This window comes from Pseudohongiella nitratireducens (genome assembly GCF_001642735.1).
Lineage (GTDB): Bacteria > Pseudomonadota > Gammaproteobacteria > Pseudomonadales > Pseudohongiellaceae > Pseudohongiella > Pseudohongiella nitratireducens.
In genome coordinates, this window is sequence record NZ_LWHM01000005.1 from 18,977 (window position 1) to 41,407 (window position 22,431).

Annotated in this window: 15 protein-coding genes; 10 read left to right on the forward strand and 5 right to left on the reverse strand. The window is 52.7% G+C overall.

Annotated features, from left to right (window positions below; translation table 11 throughout):
- Nucleotides 1-22 precede the first annotated feature (22 nt).
- Complete coding sequence (locus tag PSCS_RS02575; RefSeq protein WP_106387067.1) at nt 23-1,267, forward strand: MFS transporter; 1,245 nt, start codon at nt 23-25, stop codon at nt 1,265-1,267.
- An 18-nt stretch (nt 1,268-1,285) separates the two neighbouring features.
- Nucleotides 1,286-3,871, forward strand: coding sequence for a phosphoenolpyruvate carboxylase (locus PSCS_RS02580; protein ID WP_068810246.1), 2,586 nt, complete (start codon nt 1,286-1,288; stop codon nt 3,869-3,871).
- 34 nt (nt 3,872-3,905) lie between these two features.
- On the opposite strand, the gene PSCS_RS02585 is transcribed toward PSCS_RS02580, so the two are convergent.
- Nucleotides 3,906-4,568, reverse strand: coding sequence for a Fe2+-dependent dioxygenase (locus PSCS_RS02585; protein ID WP_068810247.1), 663 nt, complete (start codon nt 4,566-4,568; stop codon nt 3,906-3,908).
- Between the two features lie 146 nt (nt 4,569-4,714).
- On the opposite strand from PSCS_RS02585, the gene PSCS_RS02590 reads away from it, so the two are divergent.
- The 3 genes from PSCS_RS02590 to PSCS_RS02600 all read left to right on the forward strand — a co-directional run bounded on the left by PSCS_RS02590 (nt 4,715) and on the right by PSCS_RS02600 (nt 9,615).
- Nucleotides 4,715-5,518, forward strand: coding sequence for a hypothetical protein (locus tag PSCS_RS02590; protein WP_068810248.1), 804 nt, complete (start codon nt 4,715-4,717; stop codon nt 5,516-5,518).
- A gap of 253 nt (nt 5,519-5,771) precedes the next feature.
- The gene (locus tag PSCS_RS02595; RefSeq protein ID WP_068810249.1) at nt 5,772-8,768 is read left to right on the forward strand and encodes a DUF6701 domain-containing protein; all 2,997 of its coding nucleotides are present in this window, start codon (nt 5,772-5,774) and stop codon (nt 8,766-8,768) included.
- A gap of 31 nt (nt 8,769-8,799) precedes the next feature.
- Nucleotides 8,800-9,615 (forward strand): sulfite exporter TauE/SafE family protein, encoded by an 816-nt coding sequence (locus PSCS_RS02600; protein WP_317621776.1) that lies wholly within the window; start codon nt 8,800-8,802, stop codon nt 9,613-9,615.
- A gap of 17 nt (nt 9,616-9,632) precedes the next feature.
- Here PSCS_RS02600 and PSCS_RS02605 read toward each other — a convergent pair whose 3' ends face one another.
- Nucleotides 9,633-10,955, reverse strand: coding sequence for a D-amino acid dehydrogenase (locus PSCS_RS02605; protein WP_068810251.1), 1,323 nt, complete (start codon nt 10,953-10,955; stop codon nt 9,633-9,635).
- A gap of 221 nt (nt 10,956-11,176) precedes the next feature.
- Here PSCS_RS02605 and lrp point away from each other — a divergent pair, with 221 nt between their 5' ends.
- Together lrp and PSCS_RS02615 are read left to right on the forward strand one after the other, a co-directional pair.
- Nucleotides 11,177-11,680: a leucine-responsive transcriptional regulator Lrp gene (lrp, locus tag PSCS_RS02610; RefSeq protein ID WP_068810252.1), complete on the forward strand. Its 504-nt coding sequence runs from the start codon at nt 11,177-11,179 to the stop codon at nt 11,678-11,680.
- Between the two features lie 8 nt (nt 11,681-11,688).
- Entirely contained in the window at nt 11,689-12,117 is a 429-nt protein-coding gene (locus tag PSCS_RS02615; RefSeq protein ID WP_068810253.1) for a YqaA family protein, read from the forward strand.
- 8 nt (nt 12,118-12,125) lie between these two features.
- Here PSCS_RS02615 and speA read toward each other — a convergent pair whose 3' ends face one another.
- Nucleotides 12,126-14,084 carry a biosynthetic arginine decarboxylase gene (gene speA / locus PSCS_RS02620; protein WP_068810254.1) on the reverse strand — a complete coding sequence of 653 codons (1,959 nt, stop codon included), beginning with the start codon at nt 14,082-14,084 and terminating at the stop codon, nt 12,126-12,128.
- 159 nt (nt 14,085-14,243) lie between these two features.
- A complete protein-coding gene (gene speB / locus PSCS_RS02625) occupies nt 14,244-15,197 on the reverse strand; it encodes an agmatinase (protein ID WP_397387145.1) in 954 nt (317 codons plus the stop codon).
- A 474-nt stretch (nt 15,198-15,671) separates the two neighbouring features.
- On the opposite strand from speB, the gene PSCS_RS02630 reads away from it, so the two are divergent.
- Nucleotides 15,672-16,988 carry an efflux RND transporter periplasmic adaptor subunit gene (locus PSCS_RS02630; RefSeq protein ID WP_068810255.1) on the forward strand — a complete coding sequence of 439 codons (1,317 nt, stop codon included), beginning with the start codon at nt 15,672-15,674 and terminating at the stop codon, nt 16,986-16,988.
- A 20-nt stretch (nt 16,989-17,008) separates the two neighbouring features.
- Entirely contained in the window at nt 17,009-20,200 is a 3,192-nt protein-coding gene (locus tag PSCS_RS02635) for an efflux RND transporter permease subunit (RefSeq protein WP_068810256.1), read from the forward strand.
- Between the two features lie 368 nt (nt 20,201-20,568).
- Here PSCS_RS02635 and PSCS_RS02640 read toward each other — a convergent pair whose 3' ends face one another.
- Nucleotides 20,569-21,672 carry a PQQ-dependent sugar dehydrogenase gene (locus PSCS_RS02640; RefSeq protein WP_082866474.1) on the reverse strand — a complete coding sequence of 368 codons (1,104 nt, stop codon included), beginning with the start codon at nt 21,670-21,672 and terminating at the stop codon, nt 20,569-20,571.
- Between the two features lie 249 nt (nt 21,673-21,921).
- Here PSCS_RS02640 and PSCS_RS02645 point away from each other — a divergent pair, with 249 nt between their 5' ends.
- Nucleotides 21,922-22,419: a copper resistance CopC family protein gene (locus PSCS_RS02645; protein WP_068810257.1), complete on the forward strand. Its 498-nt coding sequence runs from the start codon at nt 21,922-21,924 to the stop codon at nt 22,417-22,419.
- Nucleotides 22,420-22,431 lie beyond the last annotated feature (12 nt).

A 22,431-nucleotide genomic window follows, 5' to 3' on the forward strand; every position in this document is an offset into this window, starting at 1 on the left:
TCGATCGACGGAGACAGATTTTTTGCGCGATTACTTGCTGTTTGTCAGACAGAATCTGGCGTTACTGACATTTGGTTTTATGACGATCTTCACCGGCAATCTGGGGCAATCTTTCTTTATTGCCTGGTTTGGTGCGGGTATCCAGGAGTCACTTGACCTGTCTGCCGGCGTTTACGGCAGCGCCTATTCCTTTGCAACCTTGTGTTCGGCAATCACAGTTATCTGGGCCGGAGGTCTGATCGACCAGATGCCCCTGCGTCGTTATGTGGTGCTGATCAGTATGGGGCTGGCGCTGGCGTTACTGGTGTTATCACAAACACAGTCACTGCCGTTGCTGCTGCTGGGCTTTTTCCTGCTGCGGTTGTTCGGACAGTCACTGCTGCCACACACGGGCAGCACTACCATGAGTCGTTATTTCAAAGATGGCCGGGGCAAAGCACTGAGTCTGGCCTCATCAGGTATGCCGATTGGCGAGGTCGTGTTGCCGGTACTCGCTGTGGCCAGTATTGCCTGGGTCGGCTGGCAATACACCTATCTGGGCCTGTCCCTGTCAGTTTTACTGCTGATGTTGCCGTTGTTCTTATGGCTGCTGGGCAAAAGCCCTCGGCTGGATGAAACATCAAGTCCGGAGCAAACGGCTGAAGATAAAACGGTTCCCGGTCAACTGAACAAGCCGCCAGGGCGCGGCGCAGTGTTGCGCGATTATCGCTTCTGGTTGGCATTGCCGGGTCTGATAGCAGGGCCTTTCCTGCTCACCGGGCTGTTTATCCATCAAAACTTTCTGCTGAGCGAAAAAGGCTGGAGCATGAACTGGCTGGCGACCTGCTTTATAATCTATGGGACGGTGCACTGGGTCAGTTCCCTGATATCGGGCGCTGTTGTTGACCGGCTGCGGGCGCCGCGTATGCTGCCCTGGATTCTGGTGCCCCTGCTGGCCTGTATGCTGACAGCAGCATTCGTGCCGGGGCAGTGGTCTGCGCCATTAATGATGGCTTTACTGGGTGTGGCGGCGGGGGCCATGCCGCCAGTGACAGGCTCGTTGTGGCCAGAGATCTATGGGACCGCCCGACTGGGAGCAATCCGTGCCATGAATATGTCGATAATGGTACTGTCGACGGCCATATCGCCGGTTTTGTTCGGTTATTTTATAGACCGGTCTGTTAGCGGAGCGCAACTGTATGGTGCCTGTTCGGTCTTTGTCGCCGTTGCACTGGTGCTGATGTGCCTGTCTTATCCGGCAAACAGTCGCCCGGTAGCTAATTCTTGAATTTCACACAGGTGAAGCATGAGCGAGAAAACTGCAAGATTATTTGAAGAACTAGTGGATCTGAACTACCAGCTTTACAGTAGTTTGTTTCTGAAGTTACCACTGGATGCCGTGGAACAGACCGGTACATTATTACCGTTGCTGGTAGAAGATTGTGAGGAAGGGTTGCAGGAAGGCAAAGATCCGACCACGATAATCGATGAATTTTTCGAACAGCACCGGCCAGAGTTTTCTGAAAAAGAGCAGGCACAGTTTCTGTTTAAAATTGTTCAATATGTAGAGCGCCAGGTCGTACTTATTGATGCACTGGAAGATTCTTCCTACAGCCGTATTCACCAGTTAGACAGTAAAAATGCACTGGTAAAACTGGCCGAGCGGGCAGCCGAGGATGGCAGTACCGAGCAACTGGCAAATTTGTTACGCAATTTTGGTGTCAGGGTGGTGCTGACGGCGCACCCGACGCAGTTTTATCCCGGGCAGGTACTGGCCATTATTTCTGACCTGACAGAGGCGATTGCCGGTTCGCGAATTGGTGAAATACGGGATCTGTTACAACAATTAGGTAATACGCCTTTCTTCCAGAAATCCAAACCCTCACCTTATGACGAAGCCGTACTTTTAACCTGGTATCTGGGACATATTTTCTACCCCGCCATTGGTGAACTGATTGATCCGCTGGCTGAGAAATTTCCGGAGCAGGTCAGCAGTAACAGTCAGTTGGTCAGCATTGGTTTCTGGCCTGGTGGTGACCGCGATGGTAACCCCTTTGTCACCACCGAGACGACGCTGAAAGTGGCAGCCCGACTCAAAGATGCCATTATGCGTTGCTATCACCAGGACCTTCGTGAGCTGAAGCGACGGCTGAGTTTTCGGGATATTTATGAAGAATTGGATAAGCTGGAAAAACGCATCAAAGCAGAGCGTTTCACACACCCAGAGACGGAAGAGTCGGAAGGTGAAAATGTAACTGTTGCCGATATCTTCAGTTGTCTGGATCTGGTCGAGCAAAAATTGCAGGATCAGTATCAATCCATGTACCTGGAGAAACTGCAGTCTTTCCGACGCAAGGTCAACCTGTTCGGCTTACACTTTGCCAGTATTGATATCCGGCAGGATAGCCGCATTATCGCATCTACTATTGATGCTATTGCTACTGCCTATCCTGACAGTCTGCCAGCTGACTTCAAAGATCTGGAAGAAGCCGAGTTGGTTGAAGCGTTGTTTAGCTGTAAAGGTCAGGTAGATCCTGCCCGGTTCGATGACCCGGTTATACGGGATACCATCGAGTCTGTCGGGGTTATCCGTCAGATCCAGGCCAGCAATGGCGAGCGTGGTGCACACCGGTATATTATCAGCAACTGCCGCGGCCCGGTTGATATTGCGAGAGTCGTGGCGCTGTTCCGGCTCGGAGGCTGGGGTGATGATCCGCTGGATGTGGACATCGTGCCACTATTTGAAACAGTGAATGATTTGCAGGGAGCTGGCGAGTCGATGACACGCCTGTACTCCAACCCTGAGTACAAGCAACATCTGAGTCACCGCCGTGGCCAGCAAACCGTGATGCTTGGGTTCTCCGATGGCACCAAAGATGGTGGCTATCTGATGGCCAACTGGGCGATTTATACAGCGAAAGAAGACGTGACGCGAGTGTCGCGGGAGAATCAGGTCGAAGTGATTTTCTTTGACGGTCGTGGTGGCCCACCGGCCCGTGGCGGCGGTGATGCTTATCTGTTTTACGCAGCCCATGGCAAGGCAATAGAAAGCAACCAGATCCAGATGACGGTACAGGGACAAACCATCAGTTCCTACTATGGCATCAAGGCCGCCGCCGGTCATAACATGGGGCAATTGTTAACTGCCGGGCTGGAGAATAATCTGCAGGAACGTCCGGACAGAGAACTGGATGACTTGCAGCGCAACCTGATCAGGGATCTGGCCGAGCGTAGTTATGAAAAGTACGAGGCATTTAAACAGCATCCGCTGTTCCTGCCTTACCTGGAAGAGATGAGTACGCTCAATTATTATGCAATGAGTAACATCGGCAGCCGGCCATCCAAACGTGGTGGCGATGGCAAACTGCGCTTTGAAGATCTGCGTGCGATTCCGTTTGTTGGTTCATGGAGCCAGCTGAAACAGAATGTGCCCGGTTTCTATGGGCTGGGGACGGCATTGAAGTCTCTGGAAGAATTGGGGCGACTGGATGCCTGCCTTGAGCTTTACCAGAATTCGCGCTTTTTCAGGGCTCTGATTGCGAACAGTATGCAAAGCATGAGCAAGACAAACTTCGCCCTGACTCGTTATATGGAGAAGGATCCCCGGTTTGGCGAGTTCTGGCAGGATATTTACCAGGAATATCAGTTGAGCAAAGAGATGGTGCTGAAAGTGGCAGGGCAGCAGGAGCTGTTGCAGGATAACCCGCGCAGTCGCCTTAGCATTCGTCTGCGAGAGAATGTGGTGTTGCCGCTGTTAACGATTCAGCAATACGCATTGATGCGCATTCGGGAAAGTCGTGAGGATAATGATGCTGAGCGCCTTGATGTGTACGAAAAGATGGTTGTTCGTACGCTGTTTGGTAACATCAATGCGTCAAGAAACTCAGCCTAGAGGCTATTATCTGACTGGGGTCTGGCAACAGGCCCTAGTCCTCCATCCACATGCGCATCAGATTGCTGCGGGATTTCAGCAGGAGTGGTAACAGTTCTGCTGATTCCGGTTTGTTGCGTATGGCGGCGATCGTTCGATCCAGATCAAACAGAACCTCGCGTTGTCCCGGGTCACGGATCAGGCTGCGAATCCAGCCCACGATCACCAGTCTCTCTCCTGAACTGACCTCTTTCACCCGGTGGAGCGTGTTGGAAGGATATAGCAACATACTGCCTGCGCTGAGTTTAAATGGCCGTTCAGCGGCAGGATCGTCGATGATAAGCTCGCCACCTTCATATTCCGCAGGTTCATTCAGAAACAGTGTAAATGACAGATCCGTTCTGGCGCCGTTCATCATGGCATCGTCGACATGGCTGCCATAAGACATTCCTTTGCCATACCGGCTCAGTATCAGGCTGACAATATGCCGGGGACGGGCAGCGGCCTGCACCAGTTCGTGTGCCAATAATGCTTTTGAAACCTGCTCAAAGACAGCGTTGAGTGCTGGACTGTTGCTGGCCTGGCGATTGTTCTTGACCTGACGTGCATGCCAGCCGGCCGTTTTACGGCCATCAGCAAATTCGAGTTCCTGCTGGCTTTTGCTGGTGATTTCCTGCAGCAGGGCAGGAGAAATGGCGTTACCGATCGGAAGTATCATAGTGTTTTAATTGAGAATGATTCTTGATTGTTGTACTCTGTCACCAGTTTAGTGCCTTGCCGCTCTCAGGGCAATGCTGTTTACTGATCGTGGGCTACAAAGCGTGTAAAATTACGCAAATTTTAAAGCATTTGAGGGAAGTGTTTATGGATTCAACAAGCAAGATCTGGCTGGGTCTCGGCGTCGTATGTGCATCAGGGGCTATGGTGTCATGCACCTCAACCCAGGGCGGTGACATGTCTTCCACCATGGATCACAGCGCCATGGCAATGACGGCCAGTGAGGGTGGTGAAGGCGGTGAAAGTGCCAGCTCTGCAGACTCAGTGTCCAGTGATGCGGTCTATCTTGGCCAGTTGAAATTTATTCGTGGACATTTGCTGGTCGGTGTTGAACTGTATCAGGAAGGTGATGCGGAGGCCTCTGAAACGCATATGAAGCATCCGGAGAGTGAAATTTACGCCGCCTTGCTTCCTGCATTGGAGGTGCGTAATGCGCCAGAGTTTGCGGGTCAGCTAAGTGCGCTGGCACTGGCCGTTGAAAACAGGCAGCCGGTATCAACGGTTACGGCCGCCTTTGATGACCTGATGTCAGCCATCGCCAGAGCAGAAGGAGCCGTTGCTCCAGTGACTCCCAGACTGCTTGGTGATGTGATCGTAGACCTGGTCAGTACTGCTGCTGCTGAATATGATATTGCCGCAGGAGATGACCTGGGCCTTGAAAACGGTCATGAATACCAGGACTCCTTTGGTTTCATGCGCATTGCCTATGATGTGCTGGCTCAGTTAGAGGCCATGGGAACTGATAGTGGTATTACCAGCTCGATTCGTGAGCGTATGGACACCATCATGCCGGCCTGGACTGGTTTACAGCCACCCGCACGCTTACACGTTCAGCCATCAGTTATCTACGGTGCAGCCAGTCGTATTGAGCTAAGCGTTTCTGGTCTCTAGTCAGTCAGACATTTCTGACCTCACTGCTGTTACGGGTATCGCTTCGCAGTCCCTGTAACAGCTGTTGAGGTGCTGCTTTCGTGCTTATCTCGCCCTTCTGTCATGGGTATTTTCAGCTAGATAAAACTAGTACTTACCTGTTATTACTTCTTTCATTGATTTCGCTTATTCTGGTATACCTTCTATAGTGGGTGAAACCGAAATCGATGACCTTTCCCACGATGTATCCACTATTATGCGCTTCAGGAGCACTATGCTGTTTCGGCCCTGGCTGATTAAATTAAGTCTATTCTGGTTGCTTTCAGTAGTGACAGGTAATGCCTATGCAGCAAGTTATACCTTCCCGGGTGGCCCGTTGCCGGGTGGCTGCTCCTCGTCAGGAGCAACCGTGACCTGCAGCGGTTACCTTAATCTTGGTAACAGTGATTCAATTACCGTTAGTTCTCCAACAACCTGGGTGTTTGGTAATGGCGGCTTTAATGGTGCAAGTATTAATGTCGGAGGCTCTCCTGCTGACTTGACCATTGATATGAGCGGTAGCCTGAACGTAGGTAATAACACGGATGTTGTGGCGAATATTGAAGCGTCAAATATCTACGCCTCTGGTGGCAACCTGACCTGGGTCGGTGACATTGATGTTACGGGTGCTGCCAACCTCAATGGCAATAACCTCGATTACACCGGAAATATCACCGCCAGCAGCATGCAGCTAGGCAGTAATGGTGAAGTGAACGGCAACCTGCAGGCGTCAGGAACGCTCACAATCGGCAGTGGTACCGAAGTCACAGGCAATGTGGATGGTGGCACGGTCAATATCAATCAAAATGCCACTGTGAACGGCCCGGTTACGGCGACTAACAACGTCAATATGTCACAGGGCAGTACGGTAAATGGCAATATCGAAGCGACGAACAACCTGAATGCCAGCAGCAATAACGTGACTATCAACGGCAATGTTGAGGTTGGTAATAACGCGAATCTGGGCAATAACATGGACCTTGATGGCAGTGTCACCAGTGGCGGTGACCTCAATATGAGTGGTAACTGCAACATATCAGGAGATGTGAACGGACATAACATAAATATAGGCAATGGCAGCTATATTGGCGGTAGTGTTGATTCCGAAGGGCAGGTTTCGAACCAGGGTACCATCAATGGTAACGTTAACTCCGATGGGCCTGTCTATACGGACAATGGCACCATTAATGGCTATGTCAACGCACCTAACGAAGAGCAGGTTGGTAACACTGGCAACGTCGGTGGCCCTGTCTGTGATCAGAACTCCAATGAAGGCCCCTGTAGTGGTGGCGGTGGTGGCGTGGATCATTATCGTATTGAACATAGCGGGCAACTGCTGACCTGTGAAGCTGAAACTGTCATTATCAGAGCCTGTGAAGATGCCGGGTGTACCACCGAGTCGACGTTGACTGGCGGTGTTACCCTGGTTGCAACATCGGGGTCATCCACTAATTTCAACAGCAGCTTCAGTGCCTCCACGACGGCATCTGCTGCCGTGGAATTATCGACGCCAGGTTCTTATACGCTTTCTTTATCTACTGTCCCCGAAGCCGCAGCGAATGCAACGCAATGTCAAAGCCCCTCAGGTTGTACGCTGGAAGTGGTCGACACAGCGTTACGCTGGCAGAGTATTCCTACCCAAACCGCAGGTACCGCATTTACTACCGTTCTGGAAGCCATCAGGACGGATACTGATACCGGTGCCTGTGCCACAGCATTGACCGGTGTCAGTGAAATTGATGTCAGTGTGGAATGCCTGGATCCTGGCTCATGTAGTAGTGGCGGCTCCCTGCTCAGTGTGGCCGGGACCGCTGCCAGTGAGTACCCGACTTATACTGCGGTGACTGCCAGTTTTGGTGGCACGGGCACAGCCTCACTTAATACTGAGCTGGAAGATGTCGGGCAAATACGTTTGTATGCGAGTGCTCAAGCAAATAATGGCGACACGCTTGCCGGTGTTTCCAATGCATTTGTCGTCCGGCCTGCGTCTATCAATGTTGCTGTCTCCGGTCCTGGCGGTTACTCAGCTGGCATCTTTGCCAAAACAGGCGAAGACTTTAGTGTTGTGTTGACCGCCAGAAGTAGCAGCGGTCAGGTAACGCCGAATTTTGGCAACGAGACCTCGCCTGAAACCTTAACGCTGGCGCCCAGTGGTACAGCGGTCGTTCCCAGCGGAGGCTACAGTGGTGATATCAGCCTGGTTGCGCCTTTCAGTAAAACCGGTGCCGGAGAATTCAGCAGCTCACAAGTGCGTTATAGTGAAGTAGGGACGGCGCGGTTTACTGCCCGTGTTTCGTCACTGGATTATTTGGGCACAGGTAATGTGTCAACTGTCTCTGCAGACATTGGTCGTTTTATTCCCTGGCAGTTTGAACTGGTGGATGCCTGGGTCACACCAGCCTGCCAGAACCTGAGTGATCCGTTTACCTATATGAGTCAACCCTTGGAATTGTCGCTGGAAGTACTGGCTGAAAACCGCGGCGGCAATACCACACTGAACTATCCGGATGTCGGCACGGGTGCTACTGTTATGTTAAGTGCCAGGGATGAGGCTGGTGGCTCGGATATCAGTGACCGCTTGGGGGGAGACAGTTTTACCCCCGTCTGGGATGAAGGGGAGGCCATTGTTGCCGCACAAGCTTTCCAGGTGGATCGAGATAGCAGTGGTGATCCGGATGGTCCATTTGATGTCCGGATTGGTATCATGCTGGATGATAATGAGACAGGTGGCTCTTATACGGTTGTGGCAGATCCGGACTTCAAAGCAGATGAATCTGATTGCACAACGCCGGACAATTGCAACGCCATTGCGGTAGATGACACCCAGGACGTTCGCTTTGGGCTGGCTGTGGTTCCCGACACTTTCGGTCCTGAAAATGAAGCTTTGCCGATATTGGTGACGACACAATACTGGCAGGGCAGTTACTTCATTCGTAACGTTGATGATAATTGCACTGAAATCGAACCGGCTGATATCAGCATTTTGAGCAATGCCAGCTCATTGTCTACGTCGGCAGACGGGGCGACTGCATCACTGATTACCGGTCGTAACTACTACCCTGATCTTTTCTGGACTGCTCCGGATGCAACCGGTGCTATCCTGTTTGAACTGGATGTCCCCGCCTGGCTGCAAAATGACGAGACGCCCAGCAACAACCCGCGTGCCTATGCCACCTTTGGCCGTCAGGATGGGCACGATCGTATTACTGTCTGGAAAGAAGTTTACAACTAAGGTGTAAGGTTGGGGCAAGGTTGGAATGGTCGTGTTCGAGTTGATGTTTTTGCTGCCCCTGCTTGGTGCGGTCACCGGGTTGCTGGCCGGGCTGTTTGGTGTCGGTGGCGGGGCTGTGATGGTCCCGGTTCTGACCTGGCTGTTCTACCGCTTTAATCTCAGTGAGCTGTGGGTAGTTCACCTGGCACTGGGTACTTCCATGGCAGCCATCATTCCAACAGCCATTGCCAGCTTGCGCGCACATCATCGGCGCGGAGGTGTTTACTGGAATGCAGTTCGAGGTTTGGCGCCAGGTATCATACTAGGCTCGTTTGCAGCCACGTTTGTGGCGAGTAACCTCGAGCCGGAGCCACTATCGCTGTTTTTCTTTGTCTTTATGTGTGTCATCGCCTGGCGCCTGCTCAGATCAGGGAAACCGGGTGAAACAGGTGACAGGCAGATTAATTTGCCGCGGTTATCTCAGCTAAGCCTGGTTGGCTCAGGCATTGGTGCGATTTCGGCACTGGCGGCTATTGGTGGTGGCACATTAACGGTGCCGTATCTGGCTTCTCGTGGCTTGCCCCTGAAAACAGCCATTGGCAGTTCGGCTGCCGTAGGCTTACCGATTGCAATGGCAGGGACCCTGGGCTATCTGTGGAACGGCTTTCAGCAGGTTGATCTGCCTGCCTGGAGCACCGGGTTTGTATACTGGCCGGGTGTGCTGGGGATTGCCGCCACCAGTTTGTTAACGGCACCGTTAGGGGCCAGCCTGGCCCACCGGCTCCCTGTTGGCGTGTTGCGTCGGTTGTTTGCCTTACTGGTGGTTCTGCTCGCATTGCAGATGTTACTGATGACACTGGCCGCCTGAAATTATACGTCGGGCAGTCAGACCTGCAATGGCCGGTAAGTCACACCTGAGACCATGGGCCTGCCAAAGCGCGACAAGGCATAGCCGTCCGGATTGAGTGCGGTTGACTGACCGTTGATCGTGTCGGTCAATAATTGCGCTGACCCACAGGCCAATGTCCAGCCAAGGCTGCCATGACCGGTGTTCAGATAAAGCCCTTCAATATCGGACGGCCCGATAATGGGGGTGCTGTCAGGTGTCATTGGCCGCAAGCCTGTCCAGGCTTTGCCGGTTTGCCAGTTGGTGGCAGTGGGGAACATATCGTTACCCACTTTGCGTAATGTATCGATCGCGGATTGTCGCAGTCCCGATGAATAGCCTGACAGCTCGGCAATACCGCCGACACGTATACGGTTATCAAAGCGCGTTACCGCGACTTTGAAGGTTTCATCCATGAGTGTGGACTGAGGTGCACCAGCCTCATCGTCAACGTCCAGTGTCAGGGAGTATCCCTTGACCGGATAAGTGGGCAGGTTGATGCCCAGTGACTTCTTCATCAGCTTACGTGACAGGCTGCCTGCCGCGATGACGACAGCATCCGGCCACATGGTCATGATCTCATTGTCAGGGCCACGAAACTGGATGGTGTTGACCTTACCATTGGCTACGCTCATCCCTTCGATCTGGTGGCCATAACGCATTTCTACGCCAAGTTTTTCACAGGCGTCACTCAGCTTTCTGGTGAACTGATAGCAGTCTCCGGTGCTGTCATTGGTGATTTGCAGGCCACCGCAATACGGTAGTGTGCGCTCACCCCCTGATGCCAGCCCTGGTTCTGCCTCAACCAGTTCCCGGGCAGAAAGTGAGCGGTAGGGAATGCCGTAATGGTCCAGAATGTCGCAGTCCTGCTGAGCCTGGAGCCACTGTTTTTGTGAACGAAACAGCTGCAGTGTGCCCAGCTGGCGCTGCTCGTAATTCAAGCCGAGTTCGCTGTCCAATACCTGCATGCGATCCTGGCTGTACAAGGCCAGTTGTAGCAATCTGGATTTGTTGCGTTTGTAGTCAGCTACAGAACACTGTCGCCACATCTGCCACATCCACTGATATTGCTGCCAATCGAACGTGGGTCGGAAACGCAGTGGTGCATGACGGGATAATAGCCAGCCCAGTGCTTTGCGAGGTACGCCGGGTGCTGCCCAGGGCGTGGAATAGCCAGTTGAGAGCATGCCAGCATTGGCGAAGCTGGTTTCCAGTGCGGGCCCTGATTGTCTCTCGATGAGAGTGACTTGATGGCCACTTTTGGCCAGGTGCCAGGCAGTGGTCATGCCAATAACACCGCCACCAATAACCAGCGTATGCATTTACAAAATCTCCTTTGTTTGAGTAGCTGTTTAGTTAATGTGGCTATTGTAATTGTTACTGGTAGTCGATATTTTTCAGATTATTGTAGTATTATGGTTAATATTTCTGATAAAAATGGATTAGCAGTAATAATTTCTACTGTTTTGCTGAATATTAGAATGCCAGGCAGATAGTCCAAATCCCCTACCATGAAGGCCCGACCGATACGGCTGGAGATACCATGAAAACCAAACGATTGAGTAGCCGAGAGCTGGATAAAATTGATCGAAATATACTAAAGGTATTGCAAGAGGATGGTCGTATCTCCTATGTGGAACTGGGGGAGCGGGTAGGACTGTCGACGACCCCTTGTCTCGAACGTGTCAGGCGACTGGAGCGCGAGAAGTTCATACTGGGCTACAGTGCCAGATTGAACCCCCATAAGCTGCAGGCACCTTTGCTGGTGTTTGTGGAAATTAGTCTCTCGTCAAAATCTGCCAGCATTTTCGAGGATTTTCGTCGTGCTGTCCTGGAGTTACCACAAATTCTGGAATGCCACCTGGTGTCGGGGGATTTTGACTATCTGGTAAAAGCGCGCATTTCTGAGATGGCATCGTACCGCAAGCTGTTGGGTGATATTTTGCTGAGGTTGCCATCGGTACGCGAGTCCAAGAGTTATATTGTCATGGAAGAGATCAAGGAAACCTTGCGATTGCCCGTTCTTGACCAGTCTGATCTGGTGTAACCCTTACAGTGGTCTATCTCACGCTTTTCGCCAGTGCTTTTCTGGCTGCCACATTGCTGCCGGCAAGTTCTGAAGCATACCTGCTCTATCTCCTGCAGGGAGATCGCAATGCCTTGATGTTGTGGCTGGTTGCCACGCTGGGTAATACCGCTGGTGGCATGCTGAATTATTGCCTGGGAGTCTATATCAGTCATTTCTCGGGATGGGCTGACCGTGCCTTTAGTGAAAAACAGCGAGAACGAGCAGCAGGTCTATTCCGCAAATACGGAGTCTGGACGTTGCTAGGGTCCTGGCTCCCCATCGTCGGGGATCCACTCACATTCGTGGCCGGTCTGGCCGGCACACGGTGGCGGTTGGCGTTGTTGCTCATAGCAGTCGGTAAAGGTGCACGCTATGCCGTGTTGATAGCGTTCAGTTACTGGGTGTTAAGCCGCTGATAGAGGCATCATTTGTGGTTATGAATCACTTCAGTGCTGCAGTAAGTGGTTTCGGTCAGTCGCTTGGTGTAATTGTTTAATATGCGGCTGGCTGCAGTTGGCTTGATAACGCCAGTGTTAATTTGCTTGCGGATGAATTCATTCAGGCGACGATCCAGATCATTTGGAAAATACTGGACCTGACTTAACATCTCCTGAGTGCTTAAGCCTTTGAGAGACTCTTCAATCCAGAAATTGCCAGGTTCATCATCCCGGGCGTAGACGTGAACTTCATCCACGCGTCCCATGAGGTTGTGGGCATCGCCGAGAATTTCCTGGTAAGCACCGACCAGAAAGATGCCGATATGGTAACGTTCGCCAGACTGGTGTTCATGCAAAGGCAGCCAGTTGGCATTACCCTGACCGCTAACATAATTCTTGATTTTCCCATCAGAGTCGCAGGTCAGATCAACGACCTGAGCACGGCGTGTGGGTAGTTCATCCAGCCGGTGTAATGGCATGACGGGAAATACCTGGTCAATTGCCCAGTGGTCGATAATGGAATGAAAGACCGAGAAATCACAGAGATAAAGATCGGTCAATTGCTCTTCCAGGTCCAGTTGCTCTTGTGGTGGCGGTGACAGTTCCGCTGCCTGGAGCTTGCGTAAAATTTCCCGGCAGGTATGCCAATAGAGTCGGTCTGACTGAGCGACATGCTCCAGACTGATGTAGCCCAGCCTCAGCAGTTGATCCACTTCTGAGCGTAACTCTTCAGCATCGTGATAACACTCCAGCAGGATGCCGGGGACATCATGTTTCTCTGCGTCGGCCAGTGTCGACTGCATCCGCGAGAGTACCGCAGGAATTTCGTCTTCATTCAGCTCATCTGTCAGCGGCGGGCTGTCCGGGCGGTGAACGCCGAGCACCGGCACTACCAGCATGGAATGGTGGGCGGTCAGTGCACGACCACTTTCCGACAGCAACGTCGGCACGGCAACATCGCGTTCTTCACAAATTTCCTTGACCGCATAAACGATGACATTGGCATACTCTCGCAGGCCATAGTTGATGGAAGATTCCGAGTTCTCATAGTCACCACCGTAATTCACCCCGAGTCCGCCACCGACGTCCAGAAATTTGATCTGACAGCCACGTTTAATCAGGTCGGTATAGATCTGGGTGATTTCTTTAACCGCACTTCGCAACACCTGGATGTCTGATATCTGACTGCCCAGATGGAAGTGCAAAAGTTCAAGGCTGTCGGTCTGATCTCGTGCTTTAAGGGTTTGTACCAGTTTGACGACTTCAGGAATGGTCAGACCAAACTTGGAGCGTGAACCACCCGATTCATACCAGCGCCCTGACCCTTTGGTGTTGAGCTTGACCCGGACACCCAGGCGGGGTGTTTGCTCTTGCTCCGATGCCAGCAGTAGCAACTGCTCAAACTCACTGTATTTCTCAATGATCGGGATGACCTGTTGACCCAATTGCTGAGCGTTGAGCATCAGCGACAGCATGACGTGGTCTTTCACGCCGTTACACAAGAGTAATGTGTCATCGCCAATTAATGGCAGGGCTGCCATCAGTTCTGCTTTGGAGCCACATTCCAGGCCAGCGTCAAACTCACGGCCAGCCTCCAGCACTTCGGCCACCACCTCGTGTAACTGGTTGACCTTGATGGGGTAAATACTTCGGTACTGGTTGGGATATTGTGCTTCGGCAATGGCTTCACGGAATTTACGGTTCAGGCGTTGTACGCGGGCAGCGATAATATCCTGAAAGCGGACGATCAACGGCAATGCTGAGCCGCTTTCCAGTGCTGCATCTACAACACTGTTAATGTCGATGGCCAGATCGGGGTTCTCGGTCGGTGTAACCGTGACATGACCATTGCTATCGATCTGAAAGAAACCGTCAGACCAGACATCCATGCCATAAGTGTCTCGTGCCTGCTGAATATTTTGTGCTGCCGTGCTGTCTGCCGTCATGGATCTACTGCTCCCCCGGTTCTTAAGTTCGGTTGTCATGTCAGTCATTCTGGGGCCAAGAGTGCTTTTTACGCTCAGGGCTATTTTTTACGCTCAGGGCTGTTTTTTACGCTCAGGGCTGTTTTTACGCTCAAGGCTGTCTTTACGCTCAAGGCTTGCTTAAGCTCTGGGTTTGCGGCAGGCTGCATAGAGCGCCAGCAACTCGATGGCGATCTGGGCACCGGCCAGCGCAGTGACTTCGGCGTGATCATAAGCGGGAGCGACTTCCACGACATCCATCCCTACCAGATTAATACCGGTCAGGCCGCGAATAATATTCAGTGCCTGAAAACTGCTCAGCCCGCCAGGAACCGGGGTGCCGGTGCCGGGGGCAAATGCAGGATCCAGGCAGTCGATATCAAATGTCAGATAAACCGGGTGGTTGCCGACACGTTGCTTGATCCGGCTGACCAGATCGGCTGCACTGTTTTCGTAGACATCGGCTGCGGAAAGGATCTGGTAGCCCAGCGTGTCATCATTTGTAGTTCGTATGCCTATCTGTACTGAGTGTTCTGGAAGCACAATGCCTTCTTTTGCGGCCTGGTAAAACATGGTGCCGTGATTGATCCCTTCACCCGAACTGGGCCAGGTATCGGTGTGGGCATCAAAGTGGATCAGCGCGATAGGACCGTGTTTACGAAAATGTGATCGCAAAGACGGGTAGCTGATAAAGTGATCTCCGCCCAGTAACAGGCAGGCACAGTTCGCTGCAAGAATCGGATCTATCCAGCTTTCAATGTGTTTGACGCTGGTGAGTCCACCACCAAGGTGATTTTCACAGTCGCCATAATCGACGACTTTTAATGCCTGCAAAGGATCCTGTTGCCATGGCCAGGGGCGCTCCCAGGCCAGTGACATGGATGCGTTTCGAATGGCTCGCGGGCCAAGCCGGGCACCAGAGCGATTGGTAGTGGCGATATCCATCGGGACACCCATTACTGCGACATCCATACCGTCAAGTTGCCTGCCAAGCGGAGTTCGGAAAAAGCTGACTGCGCCACCAAAACTGTGCGAATTTACTGCACCGCCACCAGGTTGGCCGGTAATGGCATTATCCCAACTGTCCATCGTCATATTCGTGACCTGTGTTTTGCCCGGAAATTTGGCCCTAAAGTAAACTACCGGCGGCTGAAATGCCAAGCAAATACAGTCCTTTTTGTCCTTAATCCATGGAATTTAGGAGAATCCTTGACAATTGCGATTTCATCGACACTGATTGTTGCAACTTTCCATGAAACATCCCGTATTCACGATAAGCAGCGTGCGATAATCATTGTAGGGTCAATGTCTTGGGGGTAGGCTGGAATGAATTGTCAAAATACCCGGGCATAAAGCCAGTTTATTAATCCGCTCAACGTTATGAGACGTATTGAGAACGACACTTTGCTAGCTAATCAGCCATTTTATCATCAGGAATGCCAACGATTCCTTCAGATAGAAAAGCCGCGCGGTCCAGGGCATGCGCATTTAAGAGGTCAGTCAATGTTTTCTATGGTCAGGCAGTCAGTTCGTTTTAGACGCGTATGCCAATCCTTTTGCACAGCCGGTATGGTGATTGTACTGGCGGCTTGCGGCGGCTCAGAACCTGAAACCGGCAATGCCGGTGCCCAGGGCCAGAGACCGGGTGGCTTCCCGGGTGGGTTCGGTCCGGGTGGTCAGCAGGAGATGCCTGTTCCTGCTGTTGAAGTGGTTGAGGCTCGCATCGGCAGTCTGCCACTGGAAGAGCGCCTGACCGGGCGCGTTATCGCAGAAAACCAGTCTGAGATAATAGCCGAAGTGGGCGGCCCTGTTACTGAGGTCTTTGTTGATAGCGGTGACGCAGTGCAAGCTGGTGATCCTCTGGTGCAGATTCGTGATACCGAATATCGAGAACGCCTCAATCAAGCTCAGGCGGGACTGCAGGTTGCAGAAGCGCAGACACGTCAGGCCCAGGCGAATCTGGCTGCACTGCAAAACCAGCTCGAACGAATACAGTCATTGACCGAAAGGCGTCTGGAGACAGTGTCTGCGCTGGAAGATATCCAGGTTCAAGTGGACGTGGCGCAGGCCAATGTGGAGTTGCGCCGTGCCCAGGAAAACCAGGCACAATCGGTTGTCGAGGAGCGTCGGCTGGAACTGGCCAATACAACGGTCAGGGCACCAATCAGTGGTATGGTCGGACAACGCAATGTCGAGCGTGGCCAGATCGTTTCTGCCAGTGCGCCCTTGTTTATCATTGGCGATCTGGATGATGTTCGTATCGAGATGCTGCTAACAGAGCGGATGCTGACCTATATCCGCGAAGGCATGTCAGTGAGTCTTTATTCCGAAAACTGGCCGGATCTCCGGTTCGACGCATCCGTCTCACGCATTTCGCCTTTTCTCGACGCAAATACCCTGCGTACCCAGGCCTATGTAGAAATGGAAAACCCGGACCGCATGCTTAGGCCGGGCATGTTTCTCAATGCCGATATCTATTACGGTGAAACTGAGGATGCGGTGCTGATTCCCAACAGTGCCATTTATCGTCATCCGCGAACCGGTGTTGAGGGGGTTTATGTGATGACGCCACCGGGACCAGAAGCGCGCCCGGTTTCCGAGGTGGATGGCGCCCCGGCCATGCTGCCTGCTGCCCCCGTGCAGTTTGTCCCCGTTGATGTTGTTGCCAGTGGTCGCATGAGCAGTGGTGTCGAAGGTATCCAGCAAGGTGACTGGGTCGTGACCATTGGGCAGAACCTGCTGATGGGCAATGTGGCTGAGGCGCGAGCCAGGGTCATGAGCTGGGATCGCATGGAAGAAATGCAACGCAAACAGAATCGCGATATTTTTGACATCATTGATGCGGCCCGGGAGCAACGTCAAAACGCTGTCCCGGCTGATAGTTGATCCCGACAGGAGACTGAGTCATGGCTATTACGAAGCAATCCATCAGTCGCCCTATTGCGACGACCATGATATTCCTGATCATCATCACGCTTGGGACACTGGGCTTTCGCTTCCTGCCAGTAGACCTGTTGCCTCCTATTGAGATGCCTGAACTGTCGGTTCAGGTCAGCTATCCCAATGTCGGCCCGGAAGACATTGAATTGCTGATCACCGAGCCACTGGAAAATGCACTGGCTGTTGTGCCCGATATTGAACGTATGTCTTCGAGATCTCAGGAGGGCAGTGGTTCGGTCAGTCTGCGCTTCTCTCAGGGCGTGGACATCGATGTGATATCCAATGATGTGCGTGAGGCGCTGGATCGTTTGCGGAACAGCTTGCCGGAAGATGCCGATCCACCTCGTATCCGTCGCTTTAACCCGGATGACTCACCGATTGTGATTCTGGGTGTGCAATCTGACATGGACCTGATGGACCTGACCACAATCATGGAGCGGGACCTGAGTCGTCGTTTTGAACAGATTGCCGGTGTTGGTGCCGTTGATGTCTGGGGCGGAATTGATCGCGAGATTCGTGTTGATGTCAGACGCGACCGCCTGCTGGCCAGCGGGCTGACCATGAATGATATCAGCCAGGCGATTGGCCGGGAGGGTAACAACTCTCCCGGTGGCAATGTCCAGCGCGGCATGTCTGAGCTATATATACGCTCGATGGGTGAGTTCAACTCGGTAGATGAAATCCAGAATGTCGTCATTCGTTCGGTTGAAGGCGTGCCGGTGCGCGTTGGTGATGTGGCGGATGTCAGTGATGATCGGGCAGATATTGGCCGGTATATCGAAATCAATGAGTTGCCCATGATTCGTATGGGGATTCGCAAACAAACCGGTGCCAATACCGTTGCGGTAGCCGAACAGGTTAACCAGGAATTGCAAAGAATCAATTCGGAGCGCAATGATCTGGAAATCCTCATGGTGACCGATCAGAGCGAGTTTATTCAGGACTCAATCGATAGCGTTCGAAACTCCGCGCTTTGGGGCGGCATCCTTGCTGTGATTGTGTTGCTGGCTTTTTTCCGCAATGGCTCTATTACCAGTATTATTTCTGTCTCCATCCCTATTGCCATCATCGCCACGTTCGCACTGCTGTATTTTGGTGGTCTGACGCTCAACCAGATGAGTTTTGGGGGACTGGCGCTTGGGGTTGGCCTGATTGTTGATAATGCCATTGTGGTCATTGAGAACATCGTCCGGCACCGGCAACAGGGTAAACCGCTGAAAAAGGCCGCCGAGAGAGGAACTCGGCAGGTGACAGGCGCGGTTATCGCTTCAACGCTGACAACCTCAGTCATTTTCCTGCCTGTGGTGTTCATGCAGACCCTGACCGGGACCATGTTTCAGGAAATGGCCCTGGTGGTTGTCTTCTCCTTGATGTGTTCATTGTTTGTCGCGCTGACGCTGGTGCCGATGTTGTCGAGCCGCTTTCTCAGTGTGCCAGCACATGAACCCGCACATGACCAGACAGCAACCTGGAACGAACGTATTCTGTATGGACTTGAGCAGCGCTATGAGCGTGTGGTTAGCTGGGCCCTGGCGCACAAGGCGGTGGTCATCGCTGCCACAACCGGGCTGCTCTTGCTGTCGGTGCTGGGTATACGCATGATTTCCGTTGAACTGGCGCCACAGACTGAGGCTGATACGCTTTCCATCCGCATGCGCATGGACGAAGGCACCAATATCGCCGTGATCCATAGCTACATGATGGAAATGGATCAGATTGTTCGCAATATTGTGCCCTGGGAAAATGTCGTTAATTACACACGCGATGCGCAAAATGGTGATGCTGAACTGGAACTGACCCTGATCGATCAGGAAGAGCGCACCATGAATGCCAATGAAATGGCTGATTACATTCGTGCCCGTGTTGAGGATGCCATACCAGGCATGCGTGTGTATGTTCGCGCGCAATCCGGCATGTGGATCATGCGCCGGATTTTCGGTTCCGGTGGTGAAGATGCCATACAGGTGGAACTGCGAGGTTACGATCTGGATGCAGCAGATCAGATAGCCCAGCGCATCAGTGATCGTGTCGAAGTTTTACCCGGCATTGCTGACGTCAATCTGAGTCGCCGGGAAGGGCGGCCAGAGCAGCAGATTCGCTTTGACAGGGAGAAGCTGGCTTCACTGGGGATTGGCGTCAGCGATGTCAGTCGAGCTATTCAGGCCAGTGTCGGTGGTTCGCGTGCCGGTGTTTACCGGGACAGGGGTGATGAGTTTGATATTGTCGTTCGCCTGCGGCCTGAGGATCGGTTGAATTCCCAGGATATCGATAACATTTCCATTCGTGCGGCTAATGGCGAGGTTGTGCCAGTTTCTTCCCTGATTTCCACCACCTTTGGCCGGGGACCAACCGAGATTCGCCGCATTGACGGTCAGCGGGTGACATATATCAATGCCAACCTCGAAAGTGGTGTCGCGCTGGGCGATGCTGTAGAGCGTATTCGCGAGAACCTGTCCCAGATGCAGCTTCCTGACGGGTTTTCTATCGTTTACGGTGGCGAATACGAAGAGCAGATGGAGTCCCAGCGCGACTTTGTCATGGCGATTGTCATGGCGCTGGTGCTGATCTATATGGTGATGGCGGCCCAGTTCGAACGCTTCCTGGATCCGTTGATCGTAATGGGATCCGTGCCACTGGCTATTGTTGGCGTGGTGCCAACCTTGATCCTCACCGGCACCACCCTGAACATGCAGAGTTTCATGGGCATGGTGATGCTGATCGGTATCGTGGTCAATAACGCCATTCTGCTGGTGGACTATATCAATATCATGCGCCGCGAAGACGGTATGCCGATCGAACAGGCCGTTGTGAAGGCAGGGCGCCTACGCTTGCGACCGATCCTGATGACGACCCTCACCACGGTGCTGGGCCTGATTCCACTGGCACTGGGCATTGGTGCCGGAGCAGAAATGCAAGCCTCGCTGGCACGTGTCGTGGTCGGTGGCCTGATGGCGTCGACACTGATCACCCTGGTTTTCATTCCCGTGTTCTATGTCACAGCCAACCATACCCGTGACTGGATTGGAAACCACCTGGTTCCCGATGCATTCAAACGCGTGTTCCGTAAAGAACCCCCTGCCGAGGCTGATACAACACCCGACCGTGCCCATGGCGGATCCGATGCGCAACACGGCTTTAGCCAACAGCGCCAGGACTAAAACGTTGCAACCAGAAAACCTGGACGCTTAAGGCAATGACATAAAAAGGCCCGGTTCACCAAATGAGCCGGGCCTTTTTAATCGTCAGCCCGCCATGGCATGACACACAGTGCCTAACAACACCCCATGAGTACCCAAACACAGCACAAGGGAAGGGCATCACTCCACATATCGCAGCCAATCAGACCACGTTTTGCCTAGCGCCCCTCATCCGAAAAAGCAGCCGAACTGCTTGAGCCGTCAGGCGAGTTTTCGGCTGTCGGATGAGGGGCGCTAGGCAGTGGTCGGCTGCGATATGTGGAGTGATGCCCTGACTGCCCCCCCCACCCGAGCTTTCGACTGCCGAGTGAGGAGTGGTCAGCGGGAACTTACTCCGCCGGCAACAGCCGATGAATACCGCCCCCTTCAATGGCCAGGTAGATATAACCGTCCGGGCCCTGCTCCACTTCACGCACCCGACCGATGCCAGTCAGTATGTCAGTAGAGCGGATCACGCGATCTTCCCAGACTTCCAGCAAAACCAGGCGTGTTCCGGCAAGAGCACCAACCAGCAGGTTGTTGCTTAGCTCCGGATAATGGTCACTGTCGACGAACTCGATACCGGCAATGGCAATGGAGGGATTCCAGTACCAGATTGGCTGTTCCATGCCGGCACCGTGGGAATCCTCGGCCAATGGCTCACCGTTGTAGTTGATGCCGTAACCGACATAAGGCCAGCCATAATTGTTAGCAGCGCGGGCAATGTTGATTTCATCGCCACCACGAGGTCCATGCTCACTGTTCCACACCTCTCCGGTTTCCGGGTTGATGGCGATACCCTGCGGATTGCGGTGGCCGTATGACCAAACGGCAGGGATGGCATCAGGAATGTGAACAAAAGGGTTGTCTTCCGGGACGCTGCCGTCATCCATGATGCGATAAATTTTACCGCCGTCACGGCTCAGGTTCTGAACGTTGGTGAAATGGTCGCCACGGTCACCAATGGAGAAGTACAGGTAGCCGTCTGCATCAAACACCATGCGGCCACCGTAGTGCTGGCCCCGATTGCTGTTTTCCATGGCCCGGTAGATGACTTCCTGATCGGTTAGCCGGTTACCATTCAGTTTAGCCCGCATCACTGATGTGTTACTGCCTTCCCCGTTGCCTTCCGGGTCAGAAAAAGTCAGATATAACCAGCCATTGCTGGCGTAATCAGGGTGAGCTTCAATATCCAGCAGGCCGCCCTGGCCATTGACGTGTACTTCAGGGACGCCAGCTAATGGTTCACTGACTTCGCCATCAGAAACGCGGTACAGTTCACCATTGCGGTCGGTCACCAGCATATCGCCGTCTGGCAGCCAGGCCATGCCCCATGGCATTTCAATCGCATCTGTGACAACGTCCGTGGTGTAGCTGGGGAATTGCTGGGCCTCTGCGCCCGTAACAGCTAAGATGGACAGTGATAAAGCGCTGAACCATTTTTTGGAATTCATGACACATCTCCAGTCATTATGCATAGTAAGAATATTGTATAGTATTGTATAGAAGGTGTCGCCTTTCATCAGCCTGATTGACTGCCGTTTATCGTATCCAGGTGGCAGTTGACGTGATTCTTGTCGCGTTTTGGCTGAACAGGCAGCCTGCGACAATTTGTCACGCAGAATAGACTAGGAGTCACAGGCTTCCAGACGGTAAAATCTAACACGTTGTAGAGAAATTATCAGACTTTTTAGGGTATCCACATGATGAAACGAATCTTTTCGGCACTAACAGCGATACTGGCTTTGTCGGCTCTGCTTTCCGGTCAGGCACTGGCTCACACCGCACTGAGTTCTTCAATGCCTGGCAACCAGTCCACAGTTGTAGCGCCAGATAAACTGGTGTTGAAATTTGGCGATGTTGTTCGTCTGGTGGATGTAAAACTGGTTCATGGGCCTCGCCATGTCATTGACTTTGGCTTTCAGGCGCCAGAAGTTAGCCATGATGAGTTCGGCTTTGCCTTGCCTGAGCTGATGATGGGGGAGCACACAGTGACCTGGACCGCGATAGGCCCTGACGGCCATACTGTCTCTGACTCATTCACCTTTACCAATGCTGCCGAAGGCAGTGAAGAAATGGCCGGTATGACACATGGCGGGCACAGTCATAATGGTAGCCACAGTCATGGTGGTGAACAACATAGCCATGGCGGTGAACAGCACGCCCATGGTGCTGAGGATAGTCATCAGCACGAACACTGATGCCATACACAG